Here is a 16,182-nt window from a genome sequence, read left to right as displayed (position 1 = left end):
CGCGCAAAGGTCACCCGCAAACCATCCGTCACTCACGGCTCCTGACGGCGCATCAGTGACGCCGCTGATTGTGGCGCCCGCAGCCTTGGCCCAAGCTGATGACATGTTCGCCACGTTCGGGCGATCCGGTGGAACAGGGGAGGAGGCGGTATGTCGAGCCCGTTCTCGGACCTGCCGGGCGTGGCGGGCGAGCCCGCGCAGGCCAGGCCACTGGTGGGGCGGGAGCGGGAGCTGCGGCTCCTGCTCGCGGTACTGGAGGGAGAGCGCGGCGCCCCGGGGGCGGCGGTGCTGGAGGGGGAGCCCGGCACCGGGAAGAGCCGACTGCTCGACGAGCTGTGCGCGCGGTCCCGCGCCACGGGGCGCCGGACCGAGTCGGCGCGCGCCCTGCCCGGCGACCGGGAGGTGCCGGGCGCCCTGCTGCTGGCGATCCCGTGGCCCGGCGCGGTCCGGGAACTGATGGAGCAGTACGTCGCCGGTGCGGTGGCCGGCCGCCCGGACCCGGTGCACCGCCACCGGTGGCACCGCCGGCTGCACGAGGCGCTCACCGAGGCGGCGCGGGCCGAGCGGTTCGTGCTGCTGCTCGACGACCTCCAGTGGGCGGACCGCGACTCGCTGCTCCTGCTGGACCACCTGGCGGCCGCCCGGTCTGGAGGTCGGGCCGTCGTGCTGGCCCACCGCAGCGGCCAGCGGCCCGCCGCGCTGGCCCGCAGCCTCGCCGACCCGGCCACCCTGCGGCTCGCCCTCGCCCCGCTGGCCCCCGCCGAGGCGGCCGCCCTGCTGCCGGACGCGCCGGCGGGCCACCGGCAGTTGCTGCTGCGCGTCGGCGCGGGCAACCCGCGCCAGCTGCGCGCCCTGGCCGCCCTGTCGCCGGGCGTGGTCGCGGAGTTGGCGGCCGGGCACCCGGCGCGGGCGGCCGCCGCTGCCGACTGGCCGGTCGATCCCGAGCTCGGCGCCGAGGTGGAGAGCCTCTCCGAACCGGCCCGCCTGGTGCTGCGGGCCGCCGCGGTGGCCGGCGCGCAGTACGACCTCGCGCTGGTCGCCGAGGTCGCGGAGCTGCCGCCCGGCGTCGCCGGCGCCGCGCTGGACGAACTGGTGGCGCACGGCTGCGTCGAGGGCGCGGCCGGCCGCTACCGGTCCAGCCGCCCGCTGCTGGCCGCCACCGCCTACCGGCTGGCCGGCCCGGCCTGGCGGACCGCGGCGCACCGCCGGGCCGCCGACCACCTGGGGCGGATCGGGGCGCCGCTCCCGCTCTGGGCGGCGCAGGCCGAGCACCTGGCGTACGCGGCGGCCAAGAACGACCTCGCCCGGCTGGTCGGCGTCGCGCGGCTGACCCTGCTCGACGCCCCGGCGGACAGCGCGCGCTGGCTCGCCACCGTGCTGCGGGTGCTGCCCGCGGAGGACCGCAGCACCCCGCTGCGGGGCGAGGCGGCCGTGCTGCTCGGGCAGGCCCTCACCCTCACCGGCCGGCTCGACGAGGCCGCCGGGGTGCTGGCGCCGCTGCTCGCGCAGGCCGGCCCGCACCGGGCCGAGGCGGCGGTGGCGGCCGCGCTGGTGGAGCGGCTGCGCGGGCGGACCGACCGCGCCCACGGGCTGCTGGCGGGCCTCGCCGCCGAGCACCCGCCGCACCCGGGGGACCGGGCGCAGCTGTGGACGGCCCAGCTGCGGCTCGCCCGGATCGACCTGATGAACGGTCACGCCGCCCGCTGCCTGGCCCGACTCGCCGGCCTCGCCGCGCGGCCCGACGGACCGTCGGGCGCGCTGCCCGCGGTGGCAGCCGACGCACCGTCAGGGCCGGACCAGATCGGGTGGCAGGCGCCGGACCGGCGGGCGGTGGCCCGACAGGCCGTCACCGGCCTGGCCCTGATCAGCCAGGGCCGGGTGGCCGCCGCCCGCCGCGTGCTCGACCAGGCGGAGCCGGCGGTCGACGCGCTCGCCGACCGGCCCGTGCTCCAGGTGCTCGGCGACCTGCCCGACCTCTGCTGGGCCGGCCTCCTGCTGGAGCGTCAGCAGCGCACCGCCCGCCGGATCGACCGGGCGATCGGGCTGGCCGAACGCCACGGGCACCGCTACGTCCTCCCGCACCTGCACACCGTCCGGGCGGCGCTGCTGCTGATGACCGGCCCGCTGGAGGGGGCGGTGGCCGCCGCCGACGCCGCGTTGCTGGTGGGCGGGGAGTTGGGCACGGTCGAGACGCTGGGCCTGGCCGCCGCGCTGCGCCTGCGGGCCCTGCTGTGGAGCGAGGGGCCGGCCGCGGCCGGGCCGGCGCTGGCGCTCTCGCACAGCCTGCCGGAGCCGCCGATGGCCGGCTGGCGGGCGGTGGTCCGGCTGGCCCGGTTGGAGGCGGCGATCGCCTGCGGCGAGCCGGTGAGCGGCGAACGGACCGTCAAGCTGCTCGGCCTCGACGACGCCCGGCGCGGCGGCGATCCGATGCCGGCGCACGGCCACGACCTCGCCGCCGCGCGCTACGCGGCGCAGGGCGATGCCGCCATGGTGGCCCGCCACGCGCGGGCGGCCGAGCTCACGGCCCGGGCCGGCGCGTTGCCCTCGGGGCTCGCGGTGGCGACCCTGACGGCCGCCCGGTCCTGGCGGGCCGACGGCGACCTGCCCCGGGCCGGCGCGACGGCCCGCCGCGCGGCGAGCCGGCTCACCGCGTCCGGCCTGCTGGCCCGGGCCGGGCTCGCGCACCTGATGGCGGCGGAGATCGCCGGGGAACTCGGCGACGGCGAGGGCCGGGAGAGCGCGGACGCGGCCGCCCGGGAGCTGTTCGCCCGGGTCGGCGCCCACGCCCTGGCCGCCGGCCCCGCGCCCGCGCCGGCGGACAGCCCCGTCGCGGCCCGGGCGGGCGGCGACCCGCTGCTCTCCGGGCGGGAGAGCGAGGTCGCGGACCTGGTCGCCCAGGGGCTGACGAACCGGGCGATCGCCGCGCGGCTGTACGTCAGCGTGCGCACCGTCGAAACCCATCTCACCAGTCTTTACCGGAAGTTGGGCATCAGCTCGCGCGCCGCGGTGGCCCGGGCGATGGACACGGCGCTCGGCGGCTGAGTCGGGGGCGGTGGGCGGGCGCCATCGTGGGTTCCCGCAGGCGCCGCCGCGGCGGCCGGCCGGACGGGACTGCGGAGACACCCGATCCCGCCCGCCCGTCGGCTCGCACTAGCGTGCCAGGCGCTCGGTGACCGGCTCCCGGCCGGGCCGAGCCCCCGTCAGCCCCCCACCACGGAGAACTGATGACCAAGAAGTGGACCACCGCCGTCGCCGCGCTCGGTCTGGCCCTGGGCCTGGCCGCCGCCGGCTCGGCGCAAGCCCAGGCCACGGCGGCCGCCGCCCCCGCGGCCGCCGGGCACGCGGCGACGCACCAGCTGCCGCCGCACCGGCCCGGCGCGGCGCCGTCCGTCATCACCGGCCCGCTGCTCAACCACGGCGGGCCGGTGCAGACCGCGCCGCAGATCTACGTGGACTACTGGGGTTGGGGGTCGGACCCGAGCGGGGAGCAGCCGTACCTGAACCGCTTCCTCTCCAACGTCGGCACCACCCCGTGGCTGGACACGGTGAACCAGTACGGCGCCGGCGCCAACCCGGTGCTGGCCGGCACCTGGTCCGACCCCGCCGGCCTGCCGGCCAACCCGAGCGACGCCCAGATCCAGGCGGAGGCGGTGAACGCGGCGAACCACTTCGGCACCGGCACCTCGGTCAACGTCCAGGTGGTGGTGGCCACTCCGACCGGCCATTCGACCCCGGGCTTCGGCACCCAGTGGTGCGCCTACCACGGCGCGGTGGCCGCGCTGCCCAACGTGACCTACACCGACCTGCCCTACATGTCCGACGCCGGGAGCGCCTGCGGTGCCGGCTCGGTGACCGGCTCCGCGCTGGACGGCGTCAGCATCGTCGAGGGCCACGAGCTGGCCGAGACCATCACCGACCCGCTGCTCAACGCCTGGATCGACGCGGGCGGCAACGAGATCGGCGACAAGTGCGCCTGGAGCGGCCTGTCCACCATCCCCACCGCGGGTGGCAGCTTCGCCGTGCAGCCGCTGTGGAGCAACGCCGCCAACGGCTGCGTGCTCGGCACCAACAACCCCAACCTGCTGTCCGCCCCCACCTTCGAGCAGAACATCACCGGCTGGCAGCGCCTGGTCCCCCAGGGCGGGATCGTCAACTGGGTGAACTACAACACGGCCGCCGGCGCCCCGGCCCCGGCCCACGACGGCACCGGCTACCTGGCCTTCAACACCAACATCGGCGGCGGCTCGGTCTTCCAGGACGTGCCCGTCAACATCGGTCCCGGCGGGGTGTACCAGGCCACCGTGTGGCTCTCCTCGCAGTCCGGCGCCGCGTCCGGCACCTTCTGCCTCTGGGGCCTGGGCAGCAGCAACACCAACAGCTGCGTCGCCTACAACGTGAACTCCGCGACCGGCTACCAGTTCTTCCAGGTGGTCTACCACGTCCCGCAGCAGATCAGCACGCTGCGCTTCCAGGTCTACCCGACGGTGAACGGCGGGACGACCGACATGGACACCGCCGGGCTGGTCCGGATCGGCTGATCGAGTGTCAACCGGTGTCCCCCAGGGAGCCCTCGGGCTCCCTGGGGGACACCGGTTCCGGTGACGGGCGCGCGCCCGCGCGGTGCAGGGCATCGGCCGCCGCGCGCCGGCCGGCGGCCAGGAAGACCATCTCGTTGGAGTCCACCGGGCTCCACCGCGCGTCGTGCAGGCGGACCCGGAACGCCCGGACCGGCAGCCGGCCGTCCCCGGCGGCGTAGAGCTCCTCGCGCGCGCCGCGCGCGAAGGCCAGCGCGTACTCCAGCGGCAGCTGTTCCTCGGTGAGCTCCAGGGCGAACTCGAACAGCAACTCCCCGTCGGCGGCCAGCGGTTCGAAGTCGGCGGTGGCGACGGCGAACCAGCCGCACACGTAGGGCTTCACCAGGCGGACGTGCACGTCCCGGAGGACGGGGGCCGACTCGCAGGCCCGCGGCCGGGCGTCGAGCGGGCCGGCGACCAGGCGGCGCGGGCCGAACCCGTCGTGGAAGCAGTCGGAGAACGCCTCGACCGCTTGCCGGCCGGCCTGCGCGAACCCGGCGGGCGTCGAGAGCCCGTCGATCCAGTGCGCCCGGCGCAGCCGGACCCGCACGGCGTAGGGCGGGACGCCCCTGACGGACCAGCCGAGCAGGCGGCCGCGCACGCCCTCGCCGAAGGCGGCGCCGAGCTCCGGGGGCAGCCCGGCCCCGGCTGCGTCATCGATGAACTCGACCAGGTCGGCCGGGCCGTGGCCGGGTGGCAGGGGCTCGAAGTCGGCCGAGACGACGGCGTAGGGGAGCACGCCGCCCAGGCCGGACAGGCGCGCCTGCACGTCGCGGTACGGCCGGTCGAGCCGGCGTGGGCGGTCACGGACTCCTGGCATCCCGCGATGGTAGTCGCCGACTCCCCGGCTGGACGGATGGGGCCCGCTGGAAAGGGAGTTCCGACGGCTGGTCGGATATGAGTGCTCGTCATCTCCTGTTGGCACGGCGTTCTCCCGGGGCACCGCTGCGCCGGTTCTACTGGCGCGTAACATCCGGGCGGCTCGCGGAGCGGAGCCGTCGGCCAACCGAAAGGGAACTCAGATGTCCTCGATCAACCGCCGGCGGTTCCTGGCCGGCCTGTCCACCGGGGCGGCGCTGTCCGTGATCGGCAGCCCCTTCGCCTCGGCGGCCGGTCTGGACCGGGCCCTCGACCTGACGGCCCGTCGGGCCGTGCGGATCGGCGGCACCACCCTGGAGCAGGTGGCCACCCCCGGTGGCGGCGCGGGCGGCTACCGGCGGCTGGCGGCGGGCCCCGGTTGGCCGCTGGTGGTGCGTCAGGACCTGGCCGCCGGGCAGGCGGGCCGCGACGACCGCCGGGCGGCGGTGGCCAGCTTCGTCCAGTTCACTGACATGCACCTGACCGACACCGAGTCGCCGATGCGCTTCGAGTACCTGGGCCACCTGGACGACGCCGCGTGCCGGCCGCAGGAGGCGCTGACCGTGCGCGGTGCCTCGGCGCTGATCGAGCGGGTCAACGCGCTCGGCTCCGGCCCGTACACCGGCCTGCCGTTCAGCCTGGTGGTGACCACCGGTGACAACACCGACAACCACGAGCAGATCGAGCTGGACTGGTACCTGACGGTGATGAGCGGAGGCCAGATCACGCCGAACAGCGGCGACCCGACCCGCTACGAGGGCGTGCAGAACTCCGGCGACCCCGCCTACTGGAACCCCGAACTGGCCTTCCAGGACGTGTACAAGCAGGCCGGGTTCCCGCAGGTCCCCGGCTACCTGGGCGCCGCCGGCCGCACCTTCCGGGCGCCCGGCCTGGCGACCCCGTGGTACACCACGGTCGGCAACCACGACGACAGCATCGTCGGCACCCTGCCCGACCTCGGCCTGGTCAACGACATCTACACCGGCAACCGCAAGCTCGAAGGCGTCAACGCGGCCGACGCGGCGCAGATCTTCGCCCAGTTCAAGACCGATCCGGCGGGCGCGCTGCTGAAGGTCGGCCAACTGCTGGGCGACGCCAGCGTGGTGCGGCAGGTCACCTCGGACGACCGGCGCAAGCCGTTCACCCCGAAGAGCTTCGCCCGGGCCCACCTCGACCCCGCCGTCACCGGCCCCGGCCCGTACGGCCACGGCTTCACCGCCGACGCCGCCGCCAGCGGCGAGCTCTACTACACCTTCCCGATCTCGGACGGGGTGGTCGGCATCAGCCTGGACACCACCAACACGGCCGGCTGGGCGGACGGTTCGATCGGCACCGCCCAACTGCACTGGCTGGAGCAGCGCTTGCAGGAGCACAGTGGCCACTGGTACGACACCAGCGGCAAGGCGGTGAACGGCGGTCCGGGTGGTGACTACATCGTGGTGTTCAGCCACCACACCAGCACCACCATGGGCAACCTGCTGCTCGACCCCCGCAACATCTTCGAGCGGCGCCACAACGGCGCGGAGCTGGTCGCCCTGCTCCAGCGCTACCCGAACGTGGTCGCCTGGGTGAACGGCCACACCCACACCAACCAGATCACCGCGCACGGCCACGCCGTTCCCGAGCGGTCGTTCTGGGAGGTCAACACGGCCTCGCACATCGACTTCCCGCAGCACGCCCGGATCATCGAACTCGCCGACAACGGCGACGGCACCCTGTCGCTGTTCACCACGCTGATCGAGTCCGCCGCCCCCTACGCGACGAGCTTCGACGACACCTCGGACGCCAACCTGGCCGCGCTCTACCGGGAGTTGTCCTACAACGACCCGTTCGCCAAGCCGGCGGCCAAGCTCGGCACCGCGCTCGACCACAACACCGAGCTGCTGCTGGCCAAGCCGAGCCGCTGAGGCGGCGCGCGCGGCCGTCCGGAGTCCGGGCCCCTCGCCGAGGGCTCCGGGCTCCGGGCTCCGAGATCCGGGCCCGAGCGCCGAACCTCGGGGCAACAGTTGGCGAATGACGGACGAAAAGACCCCGCTCGGCGAGAAATCTACGCGCATCTACTTGCCCGGTTCCCGGATCGCACTGACCATACGACGGCAGTCACCCTGACCATGCACCGTCACTGAGTGGAGACTGATCCATGAGGAAGTGGAAGAAGAGATCCGCGAGCGTAGCCATGCTCGCGGCCGTCGCCCTGGGCGGTGGCTCCCTGGCCGCGGCCCAGGGGGTCGCGAAGCACCCGGCCAGCGGCCTCGGCTCCTGCACCCTGAGGGGCTTCAACCCGGCGACCGTCAACCCGAACGCCAAGAACCTGCCCGTCGGCCAGCGGCCGATGACCTACAAGCCCGACGACATGGACTGCACCGGCGCCAAGTTCGCCGCACCGGGCGTGGAGTTCACGAAGTTCCCGCAGCCCAAGGACTTCGGGATCACCGACAAGAGCGTCATGCAGACGGTCGGCGGCCACCAGACGGTGGTGGGCGAGCCCACCGCGGCGGTGAACCCGACGGCGCCGTACTTCCCGCCGTTCCAGCACTTCGTGGTGATCTACCGGGAGAACCACACCTTCGACGACTACCTCGGCGACTGCGCGACCACGATCGCCGCGGGCTGCAACGGCCAGGTGGAGAGCACCAACCACATCAGCTCGGTGCCGGACCTGCACTCGCTGGCCAAGACCTACTCGCTGTCCGACTCGTACAGCACCGGCGTCCAGCCGCCGTCCGGCCCCAACCACTGGTACATGTTCTCGGGGCAGTCCTCGTCCAGCAACCAGCAGCAGTCGTACCCGGCCAACGGCACGCAGTTCGACCGCTTCCTGCAGAGCGACGACGGCCCGACCGACGAGGGCACCAACGCCTGCACGGCGCCGTCCGGCACCAGCAGCGGCACCAGCCCGTACTCGATGATCGTCAACGGCGACATCTACTGGATGCTCAACAGCGGTAGCGGCTACTGGAAGAACCCGGCCGACGGCAAGGTCGAGGTGCTCCCGCCGAACCGCCCCGGCACCAACATCCCCGAAGAGCTGCACACCAACGAGTACACCTGCCAGAACCAGAGCCTGCCCGACAGCACGATCTCCAACGACTACCTGAACTTCATCAACACCTACGGGATGCCGTCCTACAACTACGTCGAGCTGTTCAACGACCACCCGGGCACCTACCAGGACATCCCGGGCAACGACACGGCGACGAACAACATCGTCAACTCGATCATGACGAACCCGACGTACAAGGACAACACCCTGATCGTCGTCACCGAGGACGACACCCAGAACGGCAGCAACGGCTCCGACCACGTCAGCAACACCTACCGGGTGCCGCTGCTGGTGATCGGCAACCCGGCCTACGTCAAGCAGCACTACGTCTCGCACGTGGCCTACAACACGGCCAACGTGCTCGCGGCGATGGAGCGCACGATGCAGAACGTGCACTCCGGCGTCATCGACCCGAACGACAACCTCGGCGCCTCCACCTTCCCGATGACCACGGCCGACCAGGCCGCGCTCGGCGACCCGCTGGAGGACTTCTGGGTGCAGGGCTCGACCCCGCTGTCCGCGAGCGCCACGGGTTCCCCGACCACCGGCAACGCGCCGCTGACGGAGAACTTCACCGGCTCGGCCACCGGCGGCACGGCGCCTTACACGTACAGCTGGAACTTGGGTGATGGGTCGACCTCCACGAGCCAGAACCCGAGCCACACCTACACCGCCGCCGGCACCTACACCGCGACGCTGACCGTCACCGACAGCGCCTCGCCCGCCAACACCGCGACCTCGCAGGTGACCACGACGGTCAACGCCGTCGGCAACCCGCTGGCGGCCAGCGCCTCGGCCACCCCGACCTCCGGCCAAGTCCCGCTGAACGTCGCCTTCACCGGCACCGGCACCGGCGGCACCCCCGGGTACACCTACAGCTGGAACTTCGGTGACGGCACCACCGGCACCGGCCAGAGCCCGAGCCACACCTACAGCACCGCGGGCACCTACACCGCGACGCTGACCGTCACCGACAGCGCCTCGCCCGCCAACACCGCGACCTCCACGGTGAGCATCACGGCCGATCCGATCGCCGCGACGGTCCCGGGCGCGCCCACCGGCCTGACGGGCACGGCCGGCACCGGACAGGTCGCGCTCAGCTGGACGCCACCGGCCAACACCGGCGGCGAGAACGTCACCTCGTACAAGGTGTACCGCGGCACCGCCAGCGGCGGCGAGACGCTGCTGACCAGCGGCGGCTGCAGCGGCCTGGGCGCGGTGACCTCGTGCACCGACACCGGGCTGACGGCCGGTCAGACCTACTACTACACCGTCACCGCGGTGAACGGCGTGGGCGAGGGGGCGCAGAGCAACGAGGCGTCCGCCACCCCCACCGGCACCAGCTGCCAGGCGGCGCAGCTGCTCGGCAACCCGGGCTTCGAGAACGGCAGTTCCAACCCCGCGCCGTGGACCGTGACCTCGACCCACAGCCCCGTCCAGGTGATCAACAGCAGCAGCTCCGAACCGGCGCACAGCGGCAGTTGGGACGCCTGGCTCGACGGCTGGGGCAAGACCACCACCGACACCCTGTCCCAGAGCGTCACCCTGCCCAGCGGCTGCAGCACCTACAACTTCAGCTACTGGCTGCACATCAACACGGCCGAGACCTCCACCACCACCGCCTACGACACCCTCAAGGTGCAGGTGCTGAACAGCTCCGGCACCGTCCTCGGCACCCTGGCCACCTACTCCAACCTCAACCACAACACCGGGTACGCGCAGCACACCTTCAACCTCGGCGCGTACGCCGGGCAGCAGGTGACGCTGAAGTTCACCGGCTCCGAGGACTCGGAGTACCAGACCTCGTTCGTGCTCGACGACACCGCGATGAACGTCGGCTGAGCCCGCTGCGACCTGACCGATCGTGAGACAGGCGCCGGGTGGTGCACCGCGGTGCGCCACCCGGCGCTTCAGAACCAGCCGAGGGACGGATGGACGGATGGAAACACCAGTAGCGGTGCGCGGCCGCGGCATCACCAAGGTCTTCGGTGACGTCGTCGCGCTCGACCACGTCGATGTGAGCATCACCCAGGGTCAGATCCACGGCCTGGTCGGCCCGAACGGCGCCGGCAAGACCACGCTGCTCGGCCTGCTCCTGGGCCTGGCCGTCGCCGACGAGGGCAGCCTGGAGATCCTCGGCACGCCCCTGGGACGCGGGCTGGCCGCGCCCGACGGCGTCTCCGGGTTCGTCGACGGGCCCGGGCTCTACCCCACCCTCACCGCCCGGCAGAACCTCGCCACCGTCGCCGCGCTGAGCTTCGACGTGCCGGCCGCGCGGATCGACGAGGCGCTGGAGCAGGTCGGACTCACCGGGGCCGCCGACCACAAGGTCCGCGGCTTCTCCCTGGGCATGCGCCAGCGCCTCGGCCTGGCCGCGGCCGTGCTGACCGGGCCGCGCCTGCTGGTGCTCGACGAGCCCTCCAACGGCCTGGACCCGGCCGGCAAGAAGCACGTGCACGGCGTGCTGCGCCGGCTCGCGGCCGACGGCACCACCGTCGTCCTGTCCAGCCACCGGATGGACGACCTGGAGGCGCTCTGCCCCGAGGTCACCATCCTGTCCACCGGGCGCGTGGTCTTCTCCGGCCCGGTGGCGAAGCTCTCCGACGAGAACCGCGAACTCGACCACCGGCTGCGGGCCTCGGATCCGGCGGGCGCCCGCACGGTCGCGGCCGGCACGCCCGGTGTGACGATCCTCGAAGGCGACGACGCCGCCGCGCGACCGGACACCGACGTCATCGTGGTGCGCGCGCGGGTGGCGGCCATGGACGAGCTCGTGGCCCGGCTGGTGCGCGGGGACATCGCCGTGCGGGAGTTGGCGCCCGTCGTCTCGCCGCTGGAGGCCGCCTTCCTCGCGCTGACCGACCCCGCGGCCATCACCCGACAGGAGGCCGACCGATGAGCGCGACCGTCGCCGACACCCCCACCGCCGGAGCCGGGGCCTCGGCCGGGACGCCGGGCAGGCATCCGGTTCCGGTCGGCCGGATCCTGCGGATGGAGCTGGTCAAGCAGTTCTCCGCCTGGCGGGTCCGCCTGCTGCTGCTGCTCTGCTGGCTCGGCCCGGGCCTGCTGGTCTTCGCGATCGACCAGCAGAGCACCCTGCCCTCGGACACCCTGTTCGGCCGGTGGATGCACGCCACCGGCTGGGCCGGGTCGCTGGTGGTGCTCGGCGTCGCAGGCACCTGGGCGCTGCCGCTGGTCACCTCGATGGTCGCCGGCGACGTCTTCGCCTCCGAGGACCGGCTCGGCACCTGGCGCCACCTGCTCGTCACCGTCCGCTCGTACCAGCGGATCTTCGCGGCCAAGGCGATCGCCAGCCTCACCGTGATCGGGCTGCTCGTCGCGGGCCTGGCGTTCTCCGGCATCGCCGGGGGGCTGCTCGCGGAGGGCAACCAGCCGCTGGTCGGGCTGGACGGCCACCTGCTTACCGGCTCCGCCGCGGCCGGCGACGTCCTGCTGGCCTGGCTCTGCGCGCTGGCGCCCACCCTCGCCCTCGCGGCCATCGGGCTGCTCGGCTCCATCGCCCTGGGCCGCTCCCCGATGGGCCTGCTGCTGCCCATGCTCGCCGCCCTCGGGATGCAGCTCGCCCAGATGCTGCCGCTGCCGGTCGCCGTGCGCCTGGCGCTGCCCGGCTACGCCTTCATCTCCTGGAACGGCCTCTTCACCGCTCCCCGGCAACCCGGTCCGCTGCTGATCGGCATCGCGGTCAGCCTGGTGTGGGCGGTCGTCGCGACGGCCCTGGCCTACCTGCTGTTCCTGCGCCGGGACTTCACCAACCTCAACAACGACGGTGCCGGACGCCGCGTGCTGACCATCGGCGTCCTCCCGCTGGCCGGCCTGCTGGCCGCCACCATCGGCCTGGTCGCCGTGACGACCGGCGCGGGCGGTTCCGGCATCACCCAGGACAAGGTGCAGCGCTCGGTGGCCACCGCCTTCGCCAACCTCTACCAGCGCCAACAGGCCGAGATGCGCCAGCCGCCCGTCATCCAGGCGCAGTTGCAGGCGACTGCCGCCTGCGACAAGAGCGAGGGACTCGGCGCGCAGGAGGGCTCGGGCGCCGACTGGCGCTGCACCGTCTCCTGGAACGTCCCCGGCTACAACTCCACCGCCCAGGCCATCTACCAGCTCGACGTCGCCGCGAACGGGCGCTACACCGCCGACGGGGACGGACCGGTCCAGGTGAACGGGTACTTCCTGATCGTCATCGGCGGGCAGGCGGTGCCGAACCCGCTCTGGCAGTTCGACGGCAACGTCGACCTGCTGCACGGCTGAGCCGCGCCCACGGCGGCCGGCCGGATGCCTATGATCGCCTGTGGCCCGATTCGTCCTGACCCGCCGTTCACCGCTCCCCGCCGACACCTGCTGGAACCGCCTCACCGACTGGCCCCGCCACGGCGACCGGATCCCGTTCACCGAGGTCCGCGTCGCCCGTGGCACCGGCCGGCAGGCGGGTGACCTCGTGCTGGCCCGGACCGGGGTGGGGCGCTGGGCCTTCGACGACCCGATGGAGATCGTCGAGTCGGTGCCCCCGGCCCCGGGCCGGGACGGCGTGTGCCGCCTGGAGAAGCGCGGCCGCGTCGTGCGCGGCTGGGCGGTCCTGACGGTCCGGCAGCTGCCCTCGGGCGGGGGCAGCGAGGTGGTGTGGACGGAGGACATCTCGGTCGCGGGCCTGCCCGGGGTTGTGGACCCGCTGCTGGCCGGGTCGGGGCGAGTGGTGTTCGGCCGGGCGCTGGCGCACCTGCTCGGCTGAGTGACCGTCAGCCCGTCCCGCCCGCCGGCGCGCTCATCCGGTGCGCCAAGTACACCGGCAGCGCGGCGAGGACGATCAGCGCGGACGCGACCACGTTGACGACCGGGCCCTGGTTGGGGCGGGCCAGGTTGTCGAAGATCCAGAGCGGCAGGGTCTGGGTGCCCGGGCCCGCGGTGAAGGTGGTCACCACGATCTCGTCGAAGGAGAGCGCGAAGGCCAGCAGCGCGCCCGCGAGGAGGGCTCCGCGCACGGCCGGGAGCGTCACGTGCCAGAAGGTCTGGAAGGTGTGCGCGCCCAGGTCGGCCGAGGCCTCCTCGCCGCTCGCCGGCAGCCTCCGCAGCCGGGCCGACACGTTGTTGAAGACCACGACGATGCAGAAGGTGGCGTGGCCGATGATCACCGTGGACAGGCCGAAGCCGATCCCGAGGGGTGTCAGCACGGTGCGGAAGGCGGCGTTCAGGGCGATGCCGGTGACGATGCCCGGCAGGGCGATCGGCAGGATCAGCAGGAAGGAGACCGTCTGCCGTCCGAAGAAGCGGTAGCGGGTGGCGGCGAACGCGGCCATGCTGCCGAGCAGCAGGGCCACCGCCGTCGCGCCCAGGCCGGCCCGGACCGAGGTCCACAGGGCCGCGCGCAGTCCGGGCTGCTGCCAGGCGACCGCCCACCAGTGCAGGGTGAAGCCGGTGGGCGGCCAGGCGAAGGAGCGCGAGGCGTTGACGGAGTTGACCAGCACGACCAGCAGCGGCAGGTAGAGCACGGTCAGGCCGAGTCCGGTGGCCAGGCGCAGGGCGAGGCGGGCGCCGCGGGTCAGGTGCATCGTGGTCGCTCCGGGGGCGAGGGTGTGGCAGGTCGGGTACTACAGGCTCTCCAGCGCGCCGGTGCGCCGCACCGCCAGCAGGTAGCCGACGACGATCAGGGCCGGCACGCAGGAGACGGCCGCGGCGAGCGGCAGGTCGAGGGTCACGTTGTCGGCGATCACGTTCCCGATCATCTGGGTGGTGCCGCCGACGATCTGCACCGTCAGGTAGTCGCCCAGGCTGAGCGAGAAGGTGAGCACCGAACCCGCGAGCAGCGCCGGCGTGACCAGCGGCAGGACGACGGTGCGCAGCGCCGTCCAGGGCCGGGCGCCCAGGTCCGCCGCGGCGTCCAGGTAGCTGTCCGGCAGGTGCGACAGGGCCGCGTGGAGCGGCAGCACCATGTAGGGCAGCCACAGGTAGGCGAGGGTGATGACCACGGCGGGCACCCCGAAGCCGGGGGTACCGCCGAGCCAGTCCAGCACCCCGCCGTGACTGAGCATCACCCACCACGCGTACGCCTTGACGAGGTAGCCGGCCCACAGCGGTGTGGTGACGGCGACCAGGAGCAGCCGCCGGCTGCCGGGGCGGGCGATCCGGGCCAGGTACAGGGCCATCGGGACGGCCAGCACCGCGTCGACGGCGGTGACGCCGACCGCGATGCCGAACGTGCGCAGCGCCACCGTCCGGTAGAGCGGATCGGTCGCCACCCGGGTGAAGTTGTCGGTGTTCCAGACGTGTTCGACGCTTGAGGTGAACTCGTCGGTGGTCCAGAACGCCGACAGCAGCAGCACGGCCAGTGAGCCGAGGTAGGCGACCGTCAGCCAGGCGAGCGGGGCGCCGAGGAGCGCGGTCAGCCGCAGGCCGGGGCGCCGGTGCAGCGCCCCGGCGAGCCGGCGCACGGGGGAGGGCATCAGCTCTTGATCCCGTTCCAGGCGCTCACCCACTGCGCGTAGTCGGTGCAGTCGTCCCGGCCGCTGCCGTCGAGGCACTGCTTGGTCGGGGTGTTCCAGTAGTGGACGTTCTGCCACCAGGACTCGTCGGTGGCGTGGTACTGGGCGCAGAAGTCGGGGTTGTCCTTGATCGCCGAGCAGGCGTGGGAGTTGGCCGGTGCCTCGCCGAAGTACTCGGCCACCTGGGCGTTGACGGTCGGTGAGACGATGTAGTTCAGCCACGCGTAGGCGCAGTCGGGGTGCTGTGCGTGGGCAGCGACCATCCAGGTGTCGGACCAGCCGGTGGCGCCCTCGGCGGGCAGGACCGCGGCGGTGCGGACCTTGCCGTCGGCGGCCACCGCTTGCTGGATCACCTCCCAGGTGGTGCCGAGCCAGTAGTCGCCCGAGTCGAAGGAGGACTGCGCCTTGGTGTAGTCGCTCCAGTAGGAGGAGAGGTTCTTCTTCTGGCCCTTGAGCAGGGCCACCGCCTGGGCCAGCTGCGCGGGGGTGAGCGCGTAGGGGTCGCGGATGCCCGAGGAGGGCTGGGTCTTCATCAGGTAGAGGGCCGCGTCGGCGAGGTAGATCGGGTTGTCGTAGGCGGTCAGGTGGCCGGCGTAGGGGGTGTGGGGGTCGAAGACGGCGCCCCAACTGGTGGGCGCCGGTGACACCTTGGCCTCGTTGTACATCAGCAGGTTGGCCCCGCGCCCGTGCGGGATGCCGTAGGGGACGCCGTGCACGGAGTTCCACGGCTGCAGCTTGAGGGAGGGGTAGACGGCGGCGTAGTTCGGCACCAGGTCGGTGTTGACCGGCGCCACGTCGCCGCCGGCGATCAGGCGCAGGGTCGCGTCGCCGGAGGCGGAGACGGTGTCGTACTGGCCGGTCTTCATCAGCGCGACCATCTCGTCGGAGGTGCCCGCGACCTTGACGTTGACCTTGCAGCCGGTCTGCCGGGTGAACGGGGTGACCCAGTCGACGCTGCGGCTGTCCTGGCCGTACTCGACGTACCCGGCCCAGGCGACGATGTTGACGCTGCCTTCGTTCGGGCCCAGGCTGCGCTGCGTCGGGACCGGCGGCGGGCTGGCCCCCGCCGCCGCGGTGCCCCCGTCGGCGGGGTGGGAGCAGGCCGCGGGGAACAGCAGGGCCGCGGTCGCGGCGAGCGCGGCCAGGGGACGGAAAGCGCGGCGCATGGGGTGCCTCTCTTGGGCTCTTGGGCTATTCGGTTCTCGGGCTCGGT

At 73.3% G+C, this 16,182-nt stretch carries 11 protein-coding genes; 7 read left to right on the top strand and 4 right to left on the bottom strand.

Annotation, left to right across the window (positions count from 1 at the left end; all coding sequences use genetic code 11):
• Positions 1–150 precede the first annotated feature (150 nt).
• Positions 151–3,042 (top strand): helix-turn-helix transcriptional regulator, encoded by a 2,892-nt coding sequence (locus FHX73_RS31640; RefSeq protein WP_145909374.1) that lies wholly within the window; start codon positions 151–153, stop codon positions 3,040–3,042.
• Positions 3,043–3,224: 182 nt separating this feature from the next.
• Positions 3,225–4,538 carry a hypothetical protein gene (locus FHX73_RS31635; protein WP_145909373.1) on the top strand — a complete coding sequence of 438 codons (1,314 nt, stop codon included), beginning with the start codon at positions 3,225–3,227 and terminating at the stop codon, positions 4,536–4,538.
• A 7-nt stretch (positions 4,539–4,545) separates the two neighbouring features.
• Here FHX73_RS31635 and FHX73_RS31630 read toward each other — a convergent pair whose 3' ends face one another.
• On the bottom strand, positions 4,546–5,394 hold the full coding sequence (locus tag FHX73_RS31630; protein ID WP_145909372.1) for a hypothetical protein: 849 nt from the start codon (positions 5,392–5,394) through the stop codon (positions 4,546–4,548).
• Between the two features lie 202 nt (positions 5,395–5,596).
• Here FHX73_RS31630 and FHX73_RS31625 point away from each other — a divergent pair, with 202 nt between their 5' ends.
• From FHX73_RS31625 to FHX73_RS31605, 5 genes are all read left to right on the top strand, one after another.
• Positions 5,597–7,339: a TIGR03767 family metallophosphoesterase gene (locus FHX73_RS31625; RefSeq protein WP_145909371.1), complete on the top strand. Its 1,743-nt coding sequence runs from the start codon at positions 5,597–5,599 to the stop codon at positions 7,337–7,339.
• Positions 7,340–7,572: 233 nt separating this feature from the next.
• Positions 7,573–10,317 carry a PKD domain-containing protein gene (locus FHX73_RS47375; RefSeq protein ID WP_145909370.1) on the top strand — a complete coding sequence of 915 codons (2,745 nt, stop codon included), beginning with the start codon at positions 7,573–7,575 and terminating at the stop codon, positions 10,315–10,317.
• Between the two features lie 97 nt (positions 10,318–10,414).
• Positions 10,415–11,374, top strand: a complete 960-nt coding sequence (locus FHX73_RS31615; protein WP_145909369.1) for an ABC transporter ATP-binding protein — start codon at positions 10,415–10,417, stop codon at positions 11,372–11,374.
• Entirely contained in the window at positions 11,371–12,744 is a 1,374-nt protein-coding gene (locus FHX73_RS31610) for an ABC transporter permease (protein ID WP_145909368.1), read from the top strand. The genes FHX73_RS31615 and FHX73_RS31610 overlap by 4 nt, the downstream gene beginning before the upstream one ends.
• 40 nt (positions 12,745–12,784) lie before the next feature.
• A complete protein-coding gene (locus FHX73_RS31605) occupies positions 12,785–13,222 on the top strand; it encodes an SRPBCC family protein (protein ID WP_145909367.1) in 438 nt (145 codons plus the stop codon).
• A 7-nt stretch (positions 13,223–13,229) separates the two neighbouring features.
• On the opposite strand, the gene FHX73_RS31600 is transcribed toward FHX73_RS31605, so the two are convergent.
• From FHX73_RS31600 to FHX73_RS31590, 3 genes are read right to left on the bottom strand one after another with little or no spacing between them, the layout of a single operon-like run.
• Positions 13,230–14,039, bottom strand: a complete 810-nt coding sequence (locus FHX73_RS31600) for an ABC transporter permease (RefSeq protein WP_145909366.1) — start codon at positions 14,037–14,039, stop codon at positions 13,230–13,232.
• Positions 14,040–14,078: 39 nt separating this feature from the next.
• Complete coding sequence (locus FHX73_RS31595; protein ID WP_145909365.1) at positions 14,079–14,930, bottom strand: ABC transporter permease; 852 nt, start codon at positions 14,928–14,930, stop codon at positions 14,079–14,081.
• Complete coding sequence (locus FHX73_RS31590) at positions 14,930–16,135, bottom strand: ABC transporter substrate-binding protein (RefSeq protein WP_145909364.1); 1,206 nt, start codon at positions 16,133–16,135, stop codon at positions 14,930–14,932. Before FHX73_RS31590 ends, FHX73_RS31595 begins: the two co-directional genes overlap by 1 nt.
• Between the last annotated feature and the right edge of the window lie 47 nt (positions 16,136–16,182).

The organism is Kitasatospora viridis, assembly GCF_007829815.1.
GTDB classification, from domain to species: domain Bacteria; phylum Actinomycetota; class Actinomycetes; order Streptomycetales; family Streptomycetaceae; genus Kitasatospora; species Kitasatospora viridis.
Note: the sequence above shows the minus strand (reverse complement) of the source record. Positions and strands in the feature narration are given on the sequence as shown.

Excerpts from the sequence above, each read along its gene's own strand:
- FHX73_RS31595 (WP_145909365.1), bottom strand. The coding sequence starts at position 14,930 with ATGCCCTCCCCCGTGCGCCGGCTCGCCGGGGCGCTGCACCGGCGCCCC.
- FHX73_RS31640 (WP_145909374.1), top strand. The coding sequence starts at position 151 with ATGTCGAGCCCGTTCTCGGACCTGCCGGGCGTGGCGGGCGAGCCCGCG.
- FHX73_RS31615 (WP_145909369.1), top strand. The coding sequence starts at position 10,415 with ATGGAAACACCAGTAGCGGTGCGCGGCCGCGGCATCACCAAGGTCTTC.
- FHX73_RS31630 (WP_145909372.1), bottom strand. The coding sequence starts at position 5,394 with ATGCCAGGAGTCCGTGACCGCCCACGCCGGCTCGACCGGCCGTACCGC.
- FHX73_RS31610 (WP_145909368.1), top strand. The coding sequence starts at position 11,371 with ATGAGCGCGACCGTCGCCGACACCCCCACCGCCGGAGCCGGGGCCTCG.
- FHX73_RS31590 (WP_145909364.1), bottom strand. The coding sequence starts at position 16,135 with ATGCGCCGCGCTTTCCGTCCCCTGGCCGCGCTCGCCGCGACCGCGGCC.
- FHX73_RS47375 (WP_145909370.1), top strand. The coding sequence starts at position 7,573 with ATGAGGAAGTGGAAGAAGAGATCCGCGAGCGTAGCCATGCTCGCGGCC.
- FHX73_RS31600 (WP_145909366.1), bottom strand. The coding sequence starts at position 14,039 with ATGCACCTGACCCGCGGCGCCCGCCTCGCCCTGCGCCTGGCCACCGGA.
- FHX73_RS31625 (WP_145909371.1), top strand. The coding sequence starts at position 5,597 with ATGTCCTCGATCAACCGCCGGCGGTTCCTGGCCGGCCTGTCCACCGGG.
- FHX73_RS31635 (WP_145909373.1), top strand. The coding sequence starts at position 3,225 with ATGACCAAGAAGTGGACCACCGCCGTCGCCGCGCTCGGTCTGGCCCTG.